Genomic DNA, 15,806 nt, shown 5'->3' on the forward strand with positions numbered 1-15,806 from the left:
GCGGCATAGCATTTCATCCAGAAGTCATTCGGGAGGAAGCTATGCGGATAGGGTTGGTGGGCGCCGGGAACATCGGCAGGCATTTTGCGGCGCGATGGGCAGCCGCCGGGCATTGCGTCTCGGTGTACGACACCTGCAAGAAGGCCAGGAGCCATGCTGCGAGCATGGGCGCGCTACCAGCGGCCGATCTCGGCAAGCTAATCGCCAACCAGGACGCGATTGCGCTGAGCCTTCCTACGCCAGAAGTCGTCGTCGATGTTGCACGGACTATCGCCTCCTTGGCCTGTGTCCATCCAGTGCGTCTCATCGTAGATTTGTCCACGACGGGCGCGGACGCCACGGTCCACGTGGATACGCTGCTGAAAGAGGCCGGAGTGCCATTCTTTTCTGCGCCCGTAAGCGGTGGCACCGTCGCAGCCGCGGAGGGACAGTTGACGGTGATGGCGGCAGGTCCCTTACCCGGCTGGGAGCGCGCCATGCCGATGTTCGACGCCATTGCGCGGCATACGTTCTACCTCGGACCGAACATACGGCTCGGCCAAACCCTCAAGCTCATCAACAACACGTTGTACGCGGCATGCATGCTCGCCAGCTGCGAGGCACTCGTGTGCGGAACGAAAGCGGGGATCGAGGCGCATACCCTGCTGAACGTCATCAACCGCTCCAGTGGGCGCTGTTTCGCGACGATGGAGCGCCTGCCCAACGCACTGGACCGCAGCTTCCCTCTTCGCTTCAAAACCTCGCTACTGCGCAAAGACGTGCATCTGGCGCTCATGGCCGCGGACGAACTTGGTGTCCCTATGCAAGTCAGCAGGGCCGCTTTGCGGCTACTGGACGACGCCATGGTCGCAGGCCTCGGCGAGGCCGACAACATCACCGCCATCCGGGTCGTCGAGCGACATGCTGGCGTCGTTTTCGGCGATTTGTGACATCGCCCTGCCCAAAGCGAATGCTCGCGGCACCCTACACAAGAAAACCAGATCATCGAGGAGAGAACCATGAAACGAAAGATCGTCGCTGCACTCGTCGCAGCCCTTCCATTGCTGGCTTCGGCGTTTCCTGAGAGGCCGATCAAGCTGATCGTGCCCATGGCTGCCGGGAGCATCACCGACGTCGCTGCGCGTTCAGTCGCGGAAGCCATGTCGCAGCGCCTCAAGCAGCCAGTCGTCGTGGACAACCAACAGAACCTGGTTGGCACGATGGCCGCGGTCCGAGCCGCGCCCGACGGGTACACGCTGCTGATCGTCGGCATCACCAATGCCGCAACCAACGTAATCACCATGAAGTCGCCGCCCTACGATCCGCGCAAGGACTTCACGCCGATCGGCCAGATGGCCGAACTGCCCTACCTCCTGGTAGCCAGCACGAAGCTGCCCGCGCAGACGATGAAGGACCTCATCAGCTACGGGAAGTCCCATCCGGACAAGCTGTCCTATGGCTACGGCTCAGGCAGCGCCCAGTTGGCGACGGTGCGCTTCACGTCGATGGCCAATTTCACCGCGACCGGAGTCGGCTACAAGGGCGTCCCGCAGGCGATGACGGATCTGATGGGCGGCACCATCGACTTCGTCGTCGCCGATCTGAACAACGGGCTTCAGGCAGCACGGGCCGGCCGCGTCACGGCGCTCGGGGTGACCTCCGCGAAGCGCTCCCCCCTCGCTCCCGACGTTCCCACGTTGCAAGAGCAAGGCCTAGAAGGCTATGACATCTCGGTTCGCTTCGGCCTTGCCGGGCCGGCACACCTGCCCGCCTCCATCACCGAACAGCTCAACGCCGCGCTGCGTGAAGCCCTCACCGATCCAGCTGTCCGGCAGCGCTTTGACGGCGCGGGCATCGCGATCGTGCCCTCTTCCCCCGAGGTCTTCGCCCGCAACATCCGGGACGACATTGCCAAGTGGTCGGCAATCGCTAGGGACGCCGGTATCGCCCCCCAGTAGCGGCCGAGCTCGCAGCATCCTCGTCCATCTGCATTGAGGACGGGGCGTCTTCTCGGCTGGCCGCGCTCAGCCCACCCTGGGCGGCGGCGCCCGCCTGGACCAAAGTCCCCTCGTACCAATCGCATGCCCGCTGAGGCAGGGATCGGCTCGTCCCTTCATCGCGAAAGATCCTCGACCATGACGCCAACCCGAATCAACACCCACGTTGCCCTGGCACACGCCATCTCACCGCTCAAGCTATGGAGCAGTTTCAAGGACGAGAATGTCCGCCAGCATGTGTTGCGCGTGGCACGGGGCCTGTTGGCTGTGAGACGTGACCTGGAAGCCAGTGCGCATGCGTTGGCGACCACACGATTGCATGCCCTGGGGCGCACAGTCGCGCAGCTTGCACGGGTCGCAGACCGGCTACCTGGTGGGCCCCTTCACGGTCTTCTATTGCCCCAAGACCGCAACGCCGCCAACTGGTCCAGCGGCATGCTGAAACACGGGTGGCATGGGTTGGCGACGACATCACAGGTCGCATGGGCCCTGGGATTCGATCACGCCAGCTTTGCCGAAGCCGCGGACAATCCGACCCTGCGCTGGATCGCCTGCGGCGAAGTTCCCCTGTATCTCCGGGGCTCCTGGCAAGTATTGGGAGGGGTGATCGACGCGCCGCTGCTACGCTGGATGAGCGACTTGGGCCGACGCCAAGACGAGCAGCCAGAAGCGAGCTGCGCAGCGCTCAAGGGAAGCTACCGCGACACGATCCAACAGTGGGATTTCATGGCTTCCGCGCTGCGCGACCTGCATCTTCGGATGCAGGAGTGCTGTTGGATGCTCAATCAGCTTTCCGAGCGGCTGGACCCACTGAGTCTGAGGGTCCTCTCTGCCATGGAGACTCGATTCACAGGAGCAGGCAGAGGGCTCCCCACCGACCACGTGTATGCGGAGTTCGACTCGGACCAGCAACACAGCATGCGCACCGGATGCGCTGCGTTACTTCGCTTGGCGCAAATCCGCCTTATCGATGATGAGGGGGCACTGACCGATCACGGTCGCGATGCGGTGGTGGATGCTCGCCGGCTACTCCTGGGCGGCCCATCCCTCCCCATCACGCGTCCCGCGGCCATGGCCTAAAGGGATCACCTCCTGGCCCGGATTCTGCCTGGGCGCCCGCGCTCCGGATGCTCACTATCGACCGCAGGTCGCGGAGGATTTCTCCTCCCTTCCCAGGCAGCCACGATCTTCAAGGCTGTGGCGCGCAAGCGCCGATCACACCAGTCCGCTCCGCATCCGAAACGGCGGACGCCCAGCGCGAAAGCGCTGGTGGATGCACTTCATCGCCAACCCACGGGGTCTCCACCCCGACGGGCGTGCAGCCCCTCTTCGTAAGAAACTCGGAGGCTACACATGCCGCAACTTGCCACGTCCGAGGTGCTGCATCCCAGCACCACACCCAGCCCAGCCCTCACCGTCCAGGAAAGCCGACTGGTCCATCGCGCACTCCACGTGCTGGAGCAGCGCATGTTCCATCGCGAGGCAGCGATCTCGACCCCGAGGGAGCTTTACGACTACCTGCGGCTCAAGCTCGCCGGCGAACTCCACGAGGTCTTCGGCGTTGTCTTCCTCGACTGCCAAAATCGAGCCATCGCATTCGAGGCCCTGTTCCGAGGGACGATCAATCAGGCGGTGGTCTACCCGCGCGTCATCGTCAAGCGAGCGATGGATCTGAACGCCAGTTCGGTCATCCTCGTCCATAACCACCCTTCGGGCACCTCCCAGTGCAGCGATGCGGATCGAGGCCTCACGGAGCGCATCTGCGCCTCGCTAGGCTTGATCGATGTCCGCGTGGTGGACCACGTGATCGTCGGCTCGGGCACGCCCTACTCCTTCGCCGAAGCCGGCCTGCTCTGATCCAAAGACGCCCCGGCCGCGGGGCGTCCTCTTTTCGCCGAACAACACGGCAGCGGACGTTACCCATTTCTCCTGGCCGCGCCCGGGCACCTGCGTTCGACTTGGAGCCCTGTGTACACACATCCAGGGTTCCCACGTGCAAGTCCACCGCCTTCCCATGCGCACGAGCCTCGCACTCCTCTCGAGGGCGACCGCCGGCCTGGCCTTGATGGCCTCCGCGTCTGCCTTCGCCGATGACGTGAGGATCTTCACCGACACGGCCCACCCAGCCACCGCTGTTCCCGGCGCGACCATCATTGAGCTGGACGCGCCCGCCCGCCTGGTATCGGACCTGAGCGCGGGCCTGCCGCGGGATCCGCAGCGTGCGGAGGCCATGATGCGCCAGCGTCTGGCGAACCCAACGTTCGCCGAAAGGCAGAAGAGGATCGACCAGGCATACCAGGCCGTGGCAGACGCGTACTTGCTCGGTGTCGCCAAGCTGCCCGCGGTCGTGATCGACGGGCGCTACGTCGTGTATGGCGACGCCGACACACGCCGCGCCCTGGGCCGCATCGCGGCGTACCGGAGGGCCGGCCAGTGATGCGCTCCAAGAGACTGCGCGCCGCGACCTTCGGCGTCCTGTTCGCCGCCACGGTGCCGACGTATGCGCTGGATACCGCGACCATCGTGGCTTCGGCGTTTTCACCCGACTGCTTCGCGTATCGCGTCTCCGGCATTTGCTACTGGCTGTATTGCACCTGGAGCGGCTGCACGGTACGCACCTCGGTGAAGGTGCGGCACTACGTTCCCGACGCTGTCGTCTCTACCTACAGCAACACGGGGGCGAACCCCTGGGTCGAAGTCCGCGCGATGAGCGTGCCCAACCCCACCGCGCAGGCCGGGGGCGACGGAACCACCAACCAGAGCCACGAAAACAACCTCGCGAAGTTCAAGAACGCGGACGTGATCGGACATCCGGCCGGTGAAGCGTTCTCCGCGTTCGCCAGCGCTTCCGGCTACACCTGCGAGGGCGCAGGCACGCCCTTCATGCCGTACCTGCTGAGCACCTTCGACACGCTGGCATGGCGCTACAACGTGCCCGAGCTCGCTTACCCCGAATCGCTCACCCCCGGCATGCGCGAGATCGGATCTCGGCTGTCGGCGGACCTGTGGGGCAACGTCTATCCGCGCGGTGGCTTCCTGCACCAGACCGACGACTACTTCAGTGGCGCCGTGGTCGCACAGCGCGCTGGCGATGTGGTGACACGCACCGGCCAGCCGCACGTGTACCAGCCCCTGCTCGCGAGCCCGCGCGCGGGCTACTGGCCCGCCGGCCCGCTGGTCGAGAGCAATCCGGATTCCGGCAAGTGGCAGGAGCTGACGCCCACCCTGTCCAGCCAATGCGCGGTTTTCCCCAACCGCGGCCCCCACGTGCAGGCGCAGCAAGGTGACTACGCCTGGGCGCTCTGGCGCCCGTACAGCTGCTGCCAGCGGCGCGGCCAGGTCTTCCTCGGCAGCACCGACTTCTGAGATTTCTGACGGAGAACCCCGTGGACGACATGGCATCCCCCCGCTTTGCTCCCCGCGCAGGCCTGCGCAGCCTGATCGCCATCGCCGCACTCGCCGCCCTCTGCAGCACCTCCGGTGCGCAGACGCGGATCGACGAGGACGGCATCCGCGCCAGCGGCAACGTGATTGGTAGCGACGTGCTCTACAGCATCGGCGGCGGCCGCGCAGTGTCGATGAGCCCTGCCGGGAACATGCAGAGCATCGGCGTGGGCATGGGCTGGAACAGCAACCTGATCTGCGGGGACATGAGCATCACCACCACGCTGCAGAACCAGCTCAACGGCATCAGCAACGGCTTCCAGTCGATCATGAGCAACGTGATCCAGTCCGCAACGAGCGCGGTCGCCTCGCTACCAGCGCTCATCATCCAGCGCGCCGATCCTGGGCTCTACAACCTGCTGACGAACGGCATCCTGCAGGCCCGGCTGGACTTCGACCGCTCCAAGATGACGTGCCGCGCAATAGCGAGCCGCATGGCCGACATGGCGGGCGGGCAGACCGGCTGGGACCAGCTGGCCGAGGGCATGGCCCTCAAGCAGGCGGTATCCAGTACGGACGCGGTATCGGCCATCGAACGCGCCGAGGCCAACAAGGGCAACAACGGCGTTCCCTGGGTCGGCGGGGGCAGCGCGGGCGGCTCGGGCCAGTCCTCGATCAAGATCGTGGGGGACGTCACGCGTGCGGGCTACAACCTGTTGAACGGGCGTGGAGCCACCGACACGTCTTCCATCTCGGCGAACGAGTGCAACGGACGCCTGTCGTGCCAGACGTGGAGTTCGCCCCAGGCGGCAGCCACGTGGGCAACGAGGGTGCTGGGCGAGCGGGAGCAACGCACCTGCGAGACCTGTACCAAGACCTCGACGACACCCGGCGTAGGCCTGACGCCGCTGATCCAGGAAGAGTACGAAGCCAAGCTCAAGGCGCTGCAGGAACTCGCTTCCGGGGCCAAGCCGACCACCACCGCAAACCTGGACGCCGCCGGCAGCGCCTCGCTGCCGCTTACGCGCGGCGTCATCGAAGCGCTGCGCGACGAGCCCGACCAGGATCTGCTGGGCAAGCGCCTGGCGTCGGAAGTCGCGCTCGCCTCGGTGATGGAGAAGGCCCTTCTGCTGCAGCGCACGCTGCTGACAGGCCGCAAGGAGCCCAACGTCGCGGCCAACGAACTCGCGACGAAGGCCGTGGACCAGGAGAGCGGCGCACTGGAACAGGAGATCCAGAACCTGAAGACCGAGCTCGAACTGCGCCGCGAACTCGCCGGCAACTCGCCGATGACGCTGATCCAGCGCTACAGCACGCGCGCCGCCGGCTCGCGCGGCATCTACCAGGGGGATCCAACCCGGGACCGTGTCCAGGAGATTCAGAAACCGCGGAGCACGCAATGAACGCCAGCAACGGCGTCAGGCGCGTGCAGCACTTGGTCAACGTCTCCGGCGGCAAGGACTCCACCGCGACCTACTTGCTTGCCCTGGAGTCCGGCCGGGACTTTCGTGCTGTCTTCGCAGACACGGGCAACGAGCACGAGCTCACCTACGAATTCGTGCAGCAGCTGCCGGAGCGCACGGGCGGCCCCGCGATCGAGTGGGTGAGGGCAGACTTCCGCGCAAGGATGGCGAAGCACAAGGCTTATGTGCTGGAGCGGTGGCCGCAAATGGGCATTCCCGATGCGCTCGTCCGCGAGGCTGCGGAACTGCACGAGCCCACAGGCAACCCCTTCCTCGACCTCTGCATCACCAAAGGACGCTTTCCGTCGAGGATGGCCCAGTTCTGTACCTCCGAACTGAAAGAGCTGCCGATCACCGAACAGGTGGTCCTGCCGATGCTCCGGCGCGGCCCCGTCATCCAGTGGCTCGGGATCCGTGCGGAGGAAAGCCGGCACCGCGCCCTGCAGCCACGCCTCAACCGCCACGAATCCGGCTGCTACCTGTGGCGGCCGATCTTCGAATGGACGCTGCCGCAGGTCTGGAAAAAGCACGCCGACCACGGGCTCACCCCCAACCCGCTCTACTCCATGGGCATGGGCCGCGTCGGCTGCATGCCCTGCATCCACACCCGGAAAGCAGAACTCAGGTCGATTGCCGAACGCTTCCCGGAACACGTCGATCGCATCGAGCGCTGGGAACGCATCGTCGCGGCGGCGAACAAACGCCATGCCGCGACCTTCTTCCCGGTGCGCAAGGACCCCACCGACGCAGACCGGCCCGGCCAGTACTCGGGCATCAGGCGCGTGGTGCAGTGGTGCCGCACGGCCCGCGGTGGGCGCCAGTACGCGCTGTTCTTCGATGACCAGCCCGGCGGTGGCTGTTCCTCCGACCTGGCGCTGTGCGAAAGGAACAGCCTGTGACCAGGCCTGCAGAGCGCCGCGGCGCGATGTCGATCGTGCGATCCCTGGGCCACGCGGCGATCTGGGTTGGCCTGCTGATCGCCGTGGCGTTCGCGATCAACGTGCTCGGGATTAGAGCCGTCGGTAGCGCCGAGGCCTGGGAGCAATGGATCAAGGCGCACGCGGGCCATCTGCTCGTCTGGCGTATCTCGGTCTATGGATGCATTGCCTTTGGCTGGTGGCGAATACGCCGGGTCGATTCGAAGAAGGACAGACCGCTCGTCGATTCAATGCGCTTCCGCCGCGCGGTGATCGCCGCTATGGCCGTCATTCTCATCGGGGAGATCTCCGCGATTGGCTCAAGATGGTAGGCACGGGTCGCGAATCTGTTGGTTGCAACCCAACTTGCTCGCGAAGCGTACCCATGGGCTTAACGCCAGATACAAGGCACCACGGTCAGCTACTCGGCCAGCATCGCGTCGGTGGCCAGGACCAACTGACGGATGAAGTGCAGGTGCCGGCGGAGATCGTCACGGGAGACCGCATGCTTGGTGGCACAGCCGGTGGCGGGCCTGCCCGCGCGATGAGCAATACTTCCCCGCTTTCTGGCCAAAGCGTTCAACTCGGCGCGCGCTTGGGCTGGCTCCATCTGGTTCCAACGCCAGCCTTCCGTAATGTCCCGCCCAAGGTACTTGAGGAACATGGGTCGCACCCGGTCGGTGCTTGGCGTGTGGAACGTCTTCAGGTCATGGGCGAGGCTGTCCCGAAGAAACCGCGACAGAAAAGACTCCCCGGACCCGGCCAGGGCGTCGACAGCCTCTTGAAGGCGGTCCTCGAAGTAGGTCTCCAGGGCCGCTAGTGCCATGACAAGACTTGCCCGCTTCAAAACCTCGTTCTCGGGCGGTGGCGGCTGACTATTGAGGCGATCAAAGTGGTTGATGAGATCGACAGCATCCTGAATCGCATGGTTGAACGTCACACTGGCGCTAGACGGCATAGGCTCCCTCCTCTTCTTGCCCAATTGTTGCACCTCATAGCCCCCAGGAGATGCTTGTTTACTATGGCGAACGGTTGGACGAGCCCAGATAGCGCCGCGTCGAACTCAACCAACCAGCACTGGAAACAATGCGCCCACTTCCTTCATTCGGAAGGCGTGCCATGTGCGGGGGGGCCGTGGCCCGCCAAGATGCGCCAGAAGGGGTGGCCGACGACATTTCTCTACGACTTCTCCCCGGGCCACAAAAAATAGGGCTACAAGAATTGAGGCTTCAGCCCGATCTTGTCTCTTCTACGGTCACTCGCGCTCGATGACACTCAAAAGTGCTTTCCGACGCTCGGACATGGGACCGAACTTCGCTGTGATGTCCGCTACGGATGCACCGCCCGCGCATTCGTCCAGGATGTCTGCCCAGTCCTGCATGATGATCTTGCGCGACTCCATGAACTTGGTGTGGTCGTATGGGGCGCGAGAAGAGTCTTCCTCGCTGTGGGCCAACTGGAGGTCCACCCGCTTCTCCGGATAAGACAGCAAGCTCAGCATCGTCATCGCCGTTGAACGGAAACCGTGTGCCGAGAATCGGCCGCCGTATCCCATGCGCTTCAATGCCTGGTTCAGCGTGCTTGCGGACATCACTTGGCCAGGCTTGCGATAGCTAGGAAAGAGCACCTTGCCGCCGCCGGTGAGTTGCCGCAGCTCAAGCAAGAGCGCAATCGCCTGTTTAGATAGCGGCACGATGTGCGGCCGCCGCATCTTCATGCGCCCCGCGGGAATGATCCACAAAGCGGCCTCGAAATCGAACTCTTCCCACCATGCTTTGCGCAGTTCGGCCGTGCGGACGAAGAGCAGCGCCATCAACCGCAGTGCGATCACCGTGGTCCGATACCCGCCTTCCGCATCCACTCTACGAAGGTAGCCCGGCAACTCGGACCAGCTCAGAGGCGGGTTGTGACGCACGGGTGGACGCTTGACCAATCCCTTCAACAGGGCCGCAGGATCGTCCTCACAGAGCCCTCGGGTCGCGCCGTACGCAAAGATCTGACCACTCCACTGCCGAATGAGCACCGCGATGCTTTTCGCTCCACGAGCAGACACGGCCTCGATCACCGGACGGAGGTGCGACGGCTTGATGGATACCAGCGGCAACCGGCCGATCAGGGGAAAAACGTCCTGGGTCAGATAGTGCTTGACCTGACCGGCGTACCCACTGCTCCAGTGGCTGTTGTCTTGCATCCATCGGCGAGCCACCGCCTCGTACGTGTTGTCATTGCTCGCGATCTGCTCCACCAGCTTGATCTTCTTGTTCGTCAGCGGGTGGATGCCCTTCTTCACCAGTTCGCGAGCCTGGTCTCGCTCCTTTCGGGCAGCCTCAAGTGAGACCTCCGGGTAGGCGCCTATGGAGTAGATCTGCGGCTTCCCACCGATGCGATATCGGTACCGAAAGAGCTTGGCACCATGCGGTGTGATGTACAGGAACAGGCTTCCCCCGTCCTTGAGCATGTAGCTCTTTTCACGGGGCTGGGCGGTCTCGACCCTACGCGCGGAAAGCAGGTTGACTGCCATGTGTATATCCCTTCCGACGGACCCGATACACACCCAAATATACACATTTGCGGCAGATTTCCCCAGCCGTCAGCAGACACTAAACCGCCCTAAGTTGCCGCAAACAAAGGGAAATTCTCACCCGAGCAGAACTCCCTGGAACTCAGCAGACGTCAATCGTAGTTGTCCAGCATCAGCAGCATGGCGAAGGACTCATTGCGCGATCAGGAAGACCGCATAGACGTTTTCGGAAAGGGTGAGGGTGCCGGCTTCGAGGGATTCGGCCATGCCATCGGCCGCACGCGCTGCCACGAGGTCGATGACCGGCGATGGCGGCGCACTCACCAACTGCATCCTGACTGGCTCGGAGGGCCAATGCCCGGCCTGGATGCCATAGGCGAAGTCCGGCGCCACCTCGGAGATTGTGTACAGGCCGCCCAGGCGCACGCCGTAGGCCTTGGCCAGGGATTGCGCGGAGCTGCGGGTCTGCTCGGCCGCCTGGCGCTTGAGCTCGGCGCGCAGCGCGGCTTCGCCGCTGTAGCGCGGCGCGATCCCCGACACCTGCAGTTCCTCGCTGGTGACCAACGCGCCCAGCAAAGCGCGTACATCGTCCAATGCGGCGAAGTCGGCCGAGAGCGTGCGCTGCACGCGCGTGCCTTCGAACAGCTGCTTGTCGTCTTGGTAGCGACGCTCGGGCGCGATCGACAGCGTCGTGGCCTGCACGCTGCCGGCCAGCGCGTGGTGCTGTGCGAACCCGGCCAGCACCTTCTCGGCATTGGCCTGCACGCGCTTGCGCGCCGCACCCGGGTCGGCATCCACGGCGCTGAGGGTGATGGTCAAACCGAAGCGGTCCGGCACCACCTCGCGCTGCGCCTCACCCTTCACCAACAAGTGCGGCTGCGACGGCAGGCTGTTGACCTGCGCGCTGGCGATGGCCGGCAAGGCCAGCACCGCGGCAACGGCCCAGGCACCAAACGTGCGAATGTTCATCTTCCTCTCCTTGGCGGAATGTCAGCCGGCCGCACGCTGCGTGCCGGACCGGGTCAGCGCAGCGAAATCCGCGATCAACGTATCGACCGCCGCGTCCTGCGTGGCCCACGAGGTGACGAAGCGGATCACCCAGCGGCCGTCGCCCAGCAGTTGCCAGCACTCGAAGTCGTAGCGCTGCGCCAGCAGTTCGACCGCGGCGGCCGGCAGGACCACGAACAGCTGATTGGTCGGCGAGTCCGAGGCGAACTGCGCGCCGGCCGCGGCGAGCCCGTCGCGCAGCCGCGTGGCCATGCGATTGGCGTGCGCGGCGAGTTCGTAGAACAGGCCGTCCTCGAACAGCGCGGCGAACTGGGTGCCCAGCACCATGCCCTTGGCCAGCAGCGCGCCGCGCTGCTTGAGCAGGTAGCGGAAATCCGCTTTCAAGGCCGGGTTGAGAATCACCAGCGCCTCGCCGAGCAGTGCGCCGTTCTTGGTACCGCCGATGTAGAACGCATCGGTCAGCGCGGCGACGTCGGCCATGCGCAGGTCGTTGCCCTCGGCGGTGAGCGCGCTGCCGATGCGCGCGCCATCCAGGAACAGCAGCAGGCCGTGCGCGTCGCAGAACGCGCGCAGCGCCTGCAGTTCGTGCTTGCGGTACAGCGTGCCGACCTCGGTGGTATTGGACACGTAGACCAGCCGCGGCTGCACCAGGTGCTCGTTGCCGTGCTCGGCCAGCAGCGGCGCGATCCGCTCCGGCGTGAGCCGACCATCGCTCGCGTCCACGGTGAGCACCTTGTGCCCGGTGGCCTCGATCGCGCCGGTCTCGTGGGTGGCGATATGGCCGCAGGCCGCAGCGATCACCGCCTGGTGCGGACGCAGGAACGCGGCGATCGCGGTGAGGTTGGTCTGGGTGCCGCCGACCAGCAGGTGCACGTCGGCGTCGGCGCAGCCGATCTCGGCACGGATCAGCTCGGCGGCGCGCGCGCTGTGCCGGTCCAGGCCGTAGCCGGCATTCTGCTCGGCGCTGGCCGCAGCCAGGGCGGCGAGCAGGCGCGGATGCGCGCCTTCGCTGTAGTCGTTGCGGAAGCCGATCCGCGGCGCGGCGGCGCTCACAGCCCCTTCGCCGCTTCGGCGACCGCGCGGAACAGCGCGCGGCCCTTGTTCATGGTCTCGTCCCACTCGGTCTGCGGGTCGGAGTCGTAGACGATGCCGGCGCCGGCCTGCACATGCAGGCGGCCATGCTTGATCACCGCCGTGCGGATGGCGATGGCGGTATCGGCGTCGCCGTGCCAGCCGAGGTAGCCGATGCTGCCGGCGTAGACGTTGCGCTTGATCGGCTCCAGCTCGCGGATGACTTCCAGCGCGCGGATCTTCGGCGCGCCGCTGACGGTGCCGGCGGGGAAGGTGGCGCGCAGCACGTCGGCGTAGCTGAGCCCGGGCAGCAGGGTGCCGGTGACTTCGCTGACGATGTGCATGACATGGCTGTAGCGCTCGATCACGAAGCGTTCGCCGACCGCGACGCTGCCGGCCTGCGAGACCCGGCCGGCATCGTTGCGGCCCAGGTCGATCAGCATCAGGTGTTCGGCGCGCTCCTTCGGATCGGCGAGCAGCTCCGCTTCCAGCGCCTGGTCCTCTTCCGGGGTCTTGCCGCGCGGCCGGGTGCCGGCGATCGGGCGCACGGTGACCTGGCCGTTCTCCAGCCGCACCAGGATCTCCGGCGAGGAGCCGACCACCTGGGTGTCGCCGACGTCGAGGAAATACATGTACGGCGACGGATTCAGCGCACGCAGCGCGCGGTACACATCCACCGGGCGCGCAGTGAACGGCACGCTCAGGCGCTGGCTCAGCACCACCTGGAAGATGTCGCCGGCGCGGATGTAGTCCTTGGATTTCTCCACCGCGGCGATGAAGCCCTCGCGGGTGAAGCCGGAGACGAAGTCGCTCTCGTCCAGCACGTCGCGCGCCAGCGGCGCGGGGTAGCCGGCGCCGGGCTGGCGGAGCGTGGTGGTGAGCGCATCCAGGCGCGCCTGCGCGCGCTCCCAGGCGTCGGCCTCGGCCGGGTCGGCGTGCACGATCAGGTACAGGCGGCCCTTGAGGTTGTCGAAGACCGCCACTTCCTCGGACAGCATCAGCAGGATGTCCGGGGTATCGAGCTCGTCGCGTGCGACACCACCGGCCAACCGCGGCTCGATGTAGCCGATGCATTCGAAGCCGAACCAGCCGACCAGGCCGCCGGTGAAGCCGGGCACGCCTGCGAGCTTGGGCACGACATGCTGCGCGCGCAGCGCCTCGACTTCGGCGAACGGATCGGCGACCTCGCGGCGCTCGATCAGTTCGCCATGGTCGCGCACGTCCAGGGTGTGCCCGCGGAAGGTGTACACGCGGCGCACCGGCAGGCCGATGATCGAGTAGCGACCGAAGCGTTCGCCGCCTTCGACCGATTCGAACAGGTAGGTGTGCGGGGCATCGGCGAGCTTGAGATAGACCGACAACGGCGTGTCCAGATCGGACAGCACTTCGCGGACGACGGGGATGCGGGTGTGACCTTCAGCGGCGTAGCGCTGGAACTGCTCGCGGGTAATCAAGACGGCTTTCCTTCCGGGACTCGGTGACAGGGCGGACGACGGCTGCAGGCCACCATCGCCACGCACGGCGAGCGGAAGTGAAGGAACGCGGGGTCGTCAGGCTGGACACGGCGGCTACTTTACCGCAACTGCGGCGACTGGCAACGGTTGCAGGCGCCACCAATCGATCGCGGTGCGGAGGTGGTCGGTGAGGGCGTCGCGTCGGGACTGAAGTCCCTCCCACAGGGGATTCATTGCCTGGGTACATCTCCGTAGGAGCGGCTTCAGCCGCGACGGGCGTTACCGGGAATGCCGGTCGCGGCTGAAGCCGCTCCTACGAGAGCAACACGCGAGCGACACGATCGCAGATGGAAGGCGTGCGCTGCGGGGTTCGCTAGCGCCCGCGTGCCTGCAACAGCGGCGATTCCGGCGGCAGGTGCATGCGCAGGCGGCCGGGCACGCAGTCGATGCGGAAATGGCGCGAGGTTTCCGGTTCGCCATCCAGGTTCAGGGTCAGCGGCTGCGCCGCTTCGATCCGCAGCCACGGCAGGCGCGCACGCACCGCCACCCGCTCCAGCGCGGCCTGCTTGCCGGACGTGACCAGGGTGCCCAGGGTCGCGGCGACCTCGCCGGTCAGTTCCGGCACCAGGGTCAGGTCGAGCAGGCCGTCGTCGAGCAACGCATCCGGGCACAGCACCTGGCCGCCACCGGCCTGGCGGCCGTTGCCCAGGCCGAGCGCGATGAAATCGCCTTCCCAGGAAAATTCCGGCCCCTCGAAACGGGCCCGAATCGGATCGATCCGGCCCAGCCGGCTCATGCCGGTGACCAGGTAGGCCAGCCCGCCCAGCATCTTCTTCAGGCCTTCGTCGGTCTCCACCGTGACCTGGGTACCGAAGCCGCCACTGGCGACATTGGCGCACCAGTGCGGGCCGTGCTCGGCCTCAATGCGCAGCAGGTCGATCGGCCGTGCCGGCGTGCGCGCGATCAGTTCCAGCGCCTCCAGCGGCGGCAATGGGATGCCCGTGGCCGTGGCGAAATCGTTGGCCGTGCCCAGGGCCACCAGGCCCAGGGCCGGCAATGCCGCGGCCGGCTCCTGACGATGCGCCAGCGCGCTGGCGACCTCGCTCAGGGTGCCGTCGCCACCGGCGGCGACGATGCAGGCGGCGCCATCGGCCACCGCCTCGGCGACGTAGCGCTCGGCATCGCCCTGCTCCCAGGTGACCCGCACCTGCAGCGCCACGCCGCGTGCACGCATGTCCATGACCGCCTCGCGCAGCGTCTCGTCGCCGGCCGACTTGCCGTTGAGGATCAAACGCCAGTGCGCTGCAGCCATGCGAACCATCCCGGGATGAGGCGCCCACGCTAACGGGCGCGGCATGGGCGATGCGTGAATCCCGGCGCGGCCGTTGTCATACGCACGTCACCGTGCGTCCGGAACATGGAAGGCCATAGCAAGGAAGACGGATGGAGGCAGGATCAGCCTCCGATTTCTCTCCCAGGGGCCGCACCGGCGACGGTGCGGTTCTTTTCTTTTGGCCGCCCGGCGCCGCTCAGCCGGCGGCGAACCTGGCCAGCGCCTCGCCCTGCAGCCGGTACACGGTCCACTCGTCCTGCGCGCGGGCGCCGACCGCTTCGTAGAAGTCGATCGCCGGCTGGTTCCAGTCCAGCACCGACCATTCGAAGCGGCCGCAGCCCTCGGCCACCGCCTGCCGCGCCAGATGCTGCAGCAGCGCCTTGCCGGCGCCCACGCCGCGGTGCGCCGGGTCCACATACAGGTCTTCCAGGTACAGGCCGTTGCGGCCCAGCCAGGTGGAGTAGTTGTAGAAGTACACGGCGTAGCCGATCGGCTGGCCGTCGGCCTCGCAGATCAGTGCCTGCGCGCGGGCGTCGGCGCCGAACAGGCTGGCGCGCAGGCCGGCCTCGTCGGTCTGCACCGCGTCCTCGGCGCGCTCGTAGCGCGCCAGGTCGCGGATCAGGCGCAGGATCAGCGCCGCATCGTCGGCCACCGCCGGGCGGATGTGCAGGGCCGCCAC

At 66.1% G+C, this 15,806-nt stretch carries 16 protein-coding genes; 9 read left to right on the plus strand and 7 right to left on the minus strand.

Features of this window, described 5'->3' with window-relative positions; all coding sequences use genetic code 11:
* Positions 1–41: 41 nt before the first annotated feature.
* The 9 genes from NUG21_RS19555 to NUG21_RS19595 all read left to right on the plus strand — a co-directional run bounded on the left by NUG21_RS19555 (position 42) and on the right by NUG21_RS19595 (position 8,072).
* The gene (locus NUG21_RS19555; RefSeq protein WP_263391773.1) at positions 42–929 is read left to right on the plus strand and encodes an NAD(P)-dependent oxidoreductase; all 888 of its coding nucleotides are present in this window, start codon (positions 42–44) and stop codon (positions 927–929) included.
* Between the two features lie 69 nt (positions 930–998).
* A complete protein-coding gene (locus tag NUG21_RS19560) occupies positions 999–1,937 on the plus strand; it encodes a Bug family tripartite tricarboxylate transporter substrate binding protein (RefSeq protein WP_263391774.1) in 939 nt (312 codons plus the stop codon).
* Between the two features lie 177 nt (positions 1,938–2,114).
* Positions 2,115–3,056 carry a hypothetical protein gene (locus NUG21_RS19565; RefSeq protein WP_263391775.1) on the plus strand — a complete coding sequence of 314 codons (942 nt, stop codon included), beginning with the start codon at positions 2,115–2,117 and terminating at the stop codon, positions 3,054–3,056.
* Between the two features lie 273 nt (positions 3,057–3,329).
* A complete protein-coding gene (locus tag NUG21_RS19570; RefSeq protein WP_263391776.1) occupies positions 3,330–3,833 on the plus strand; it encodes a JAB domain-containing protein in 504 nt (167 codons plus the stop codon).
* Between the two features lie 208 nt (positions 3,834–4,041).
* Complete coding sequence (locus NUG21_RS19575) at positions 4,042–4,413, plus strand: TIGR03757 family integrating conjugative element protein (protein WP_263391777.1); 372 nt, start codon at positions 4,042–4,044, stop codon at positions 4,411–4,413.
* Complete coding sequence (locus tag NUG21_RS19580) at positions 4,413–5,342, plus strand: TIGR03756 family integrating conjugative element protein (RefSeq protein WP_019796064.1); 930 nt, start codon at positions 4,413–4,415, stop codon at positions 5,340–5,342. Before NUG21_RS19575 ends, NUG21_RS19580 begins: the two co-directional genes overlap by 1 nt.
* A gap of 29 nt (positions 5,343–5,371) precedes the next feature.
* Complete coding sequence (locus tag NUG21_RS19585; protein WP_263393126.1) at positions 5,372–6,763, plus strand: integrating conjugative element protein; 1,392 nt, start codon at positions 5,372–5,374, stop codon at positions 6,761–6,763.
* Entirely contained in the window at positions 6,760–7,722 is a 963-nt protein-coding gene (locus NUG21_RS19590) for a phosphoadenosine phosphosulfate reductase domain-containing protein (protein WP_263391778.1), read from the plus strand. The genes NUG21_RS19585 and NUG21_RS19590 overlap by 4 nt, the downstream gene beginning before the upstream one ends.
* The gene (locus NUG21_RS19595) at positions 7,719–8,072 is read left to right on the plus strand and encodes a hypothetical protein (protein ID WP_263391779.1); all 354 of its coding nucleotides are present in this window, start codon (positions 7,719–7,721) and stop codon (positions 8,070–8,072) included. Before NUG21_RS19590 ends, NUG21_RS19595 begins: the two co-directional genes overlap by 4 nt.
* 89 nt (positions 8,073–8,161) lie before the next feature.
* On the opposite strand, the gene NUG21_RS19600 is transcribed toward NUG21_RS19595, so the two are convergent.
* The 7 genes from NUG21_RS19600 to NUG21_RS19630 form a co-directional block, all read right to left on the minus strand.
* On the minus strand, positions 8,162–8,698 hold the full coding sequence (locus NUG21_RS19600; RefSeq protein ID WP_263391780.1) for a HEPN domain-containing protein: 537 nt from the start codon (positions 8,696–8,698) through the stop codon (positions 8,162–8,164).
* Between the two features lie 297 nt (positions 8,699–8,995).
* Positions 8,996–10,261, minus strand: coding sequence for a tyrosine-type recombinase/integrase (locus NUG21_RS19605; RefSeq protein WP_011793666.1), 1,266 nt, complete (start codon positions 10,259–10,261; stop codon positions 8,996–8,998).
* 192 nt (positions 10,262–10,453) lie between these two features.
* Positions 10,454–11,230 (minus strand): SIMPL domain-containing protein, encoded by a 777-nt coding sequence (locus NUG21_RS19610; protein ID WP_160946122.1) that lies wholly within the window; start codon positions 11,228–11,230, stop codon positions 10,454–10,456.
* Between the two features lie 21 nt (positions 11,231–11,251).
* On the minus strand, positions 11,252–12,322 hold the full coding sequence (locus tag NUG21_RS19615) for a threonine aldolase family protein (RefSeq protein WP_263391781.1): 1,071 nt from the start codon (positions 12,320–12,322) through the stop codon (positions 11,252–11,254).
* Complete coding sequence (gene trpE / locus NUG21_RS19620) at positions 12,319–13,794, minus strand: anthranilate synthase component I (RefSeq protein ID WP_242084719.1); 1,476 nt, start codon at positions 13,792–13,794, stop codon at positions 12,319–12,321. The genes NUG21_RS19615 and trpE overlap by 4 nt, the downstream gene beginning before the upstream one ends.
* 373 nt (positions 13,795–14,167) lie before the next feature.
* Positions 14,168–15,106, minus strand: a complete 939-nt coding sequence (yegS, locus tag NUG21_RS19625; protein WP_160946119.1) for a lipid kinase YegS — start codon at positions 15,104–15,106, stop codon at positions 14,168–14,170.
* Positions 15,107–15,323: 217 nt separating this feature from the next.
* Positions 15,324–15,806 (minus strand): GNAT family N-acetyltransferase, encoded by a 483-nt coding sequence (locus tag NUG21_RS19630; RefSeq protein WP_017910180.1) that lies wholly within the window; start codon positions 15,804–15,806, stop codon positions 15,324–15,326.

Source organism: Xanthomonas sp. CFBP 8445, assembly GCF_025666235.1.
Classification (GTDB): Bacteria; Pseudomonadota; Gammaproteobacteria; order Xanthomonadales; family Xanthomonadaceae; genus Xanthomonas_A; species Xanthomonas_A indica.

What these genes read in the sequence shown, in the direction of transcription:
- NUG21_RS19555 (WP_263391773.1), top strand. Translation starts at nt 42, where the DNA reads ATGCGGATAGGGTTGGTGGGCGCCGGGAACATCGGCAGGCATTTTGCG.
- NUG21_RS19560 (WP_263391774.1), top strand. Translation starts at nt 999, where the DNA reads ATGAAACGAAAGATCGTCGCTGCACTCGTCGCAGCCCTTCCATTGCTG.
- NUG21_RS19565 (WP_263391775.1), top strand. Translation starts at nt 2,115, where the DNA reads ATGACGCCAACCCGAATCAACACCCACGTTGCCCTGGCACACGCCATC.
- NUG21_RS19570 (WP_263391776.1), top strand. Translation starts at nt 3,330, where the DNA reads ATGCCGCAACTTGCCACGTCCGAGGTGCTGCATCCCAGCACCACACCC.
- NUG21_RS19575 (WP_263391777.1), top strand. Translation starts at nt 4,042, where the DNA reads ATGGCCTCCGCGTCTGCCTTCGCCGATGACGTGAGGATCTTCACCGAC.
- NUG21_RS19580 (WP_019796064.1), top strand. Translation starts at nt 4,413, where the DNA reads ATGCGCTCCAAGAGACTGCGCGCCGCGACCTTCGGCGTCCTGTTCGCC.
- NUG21_RS19585 (WP_263393126.1), top strand. Translation starts at nt 5,372, where the DNA reads ATGGCATCCCCCCGCTTTGCTCCCCGCGCAGGCCTGCGCAGCCTGATC.
- NUG21_RS19590 (WP_263391778.1), top strand. Translation starts at nt 6,760, where the DNA reads ATGAACGCCAGCAACGGCGTCAGGCGCGTGCAGCACTTGGTCAACGTC.
- NUG21_RS19600 (WP_263391780.1), bottom strand. Translation starts at nt 8,698, where the DNA reads ATGCCGTCTAGCGCCAGTGTGACGTTCAACCATGCGATTCAGGATGCT.
- NUG21_RS19605 (WP_011793666.1), bottom strand. Translation starts at nt 10,261, where the DNA reads ATGGCAGTCAACCTGCTTTCCGCGCGTAGGGTCGAGACCGCCCAGCCC.
- NUG21_RS19610 (WP_160946122.1), bottom strand. Translation starts at nt 11,230, where the DNA reads ATGAACATTCGCACGTTTGGTGCCTGGGCCGTTGCCGCGGTGCTGGCC.
- yegS (WP_160946119.1), bottom strand. Translation starts at nt 15,106, where the DNA reads ATGGCTGCAGCGCACTGGCGTTTGATCCTCAACGGCAAGTCGGCCGGC.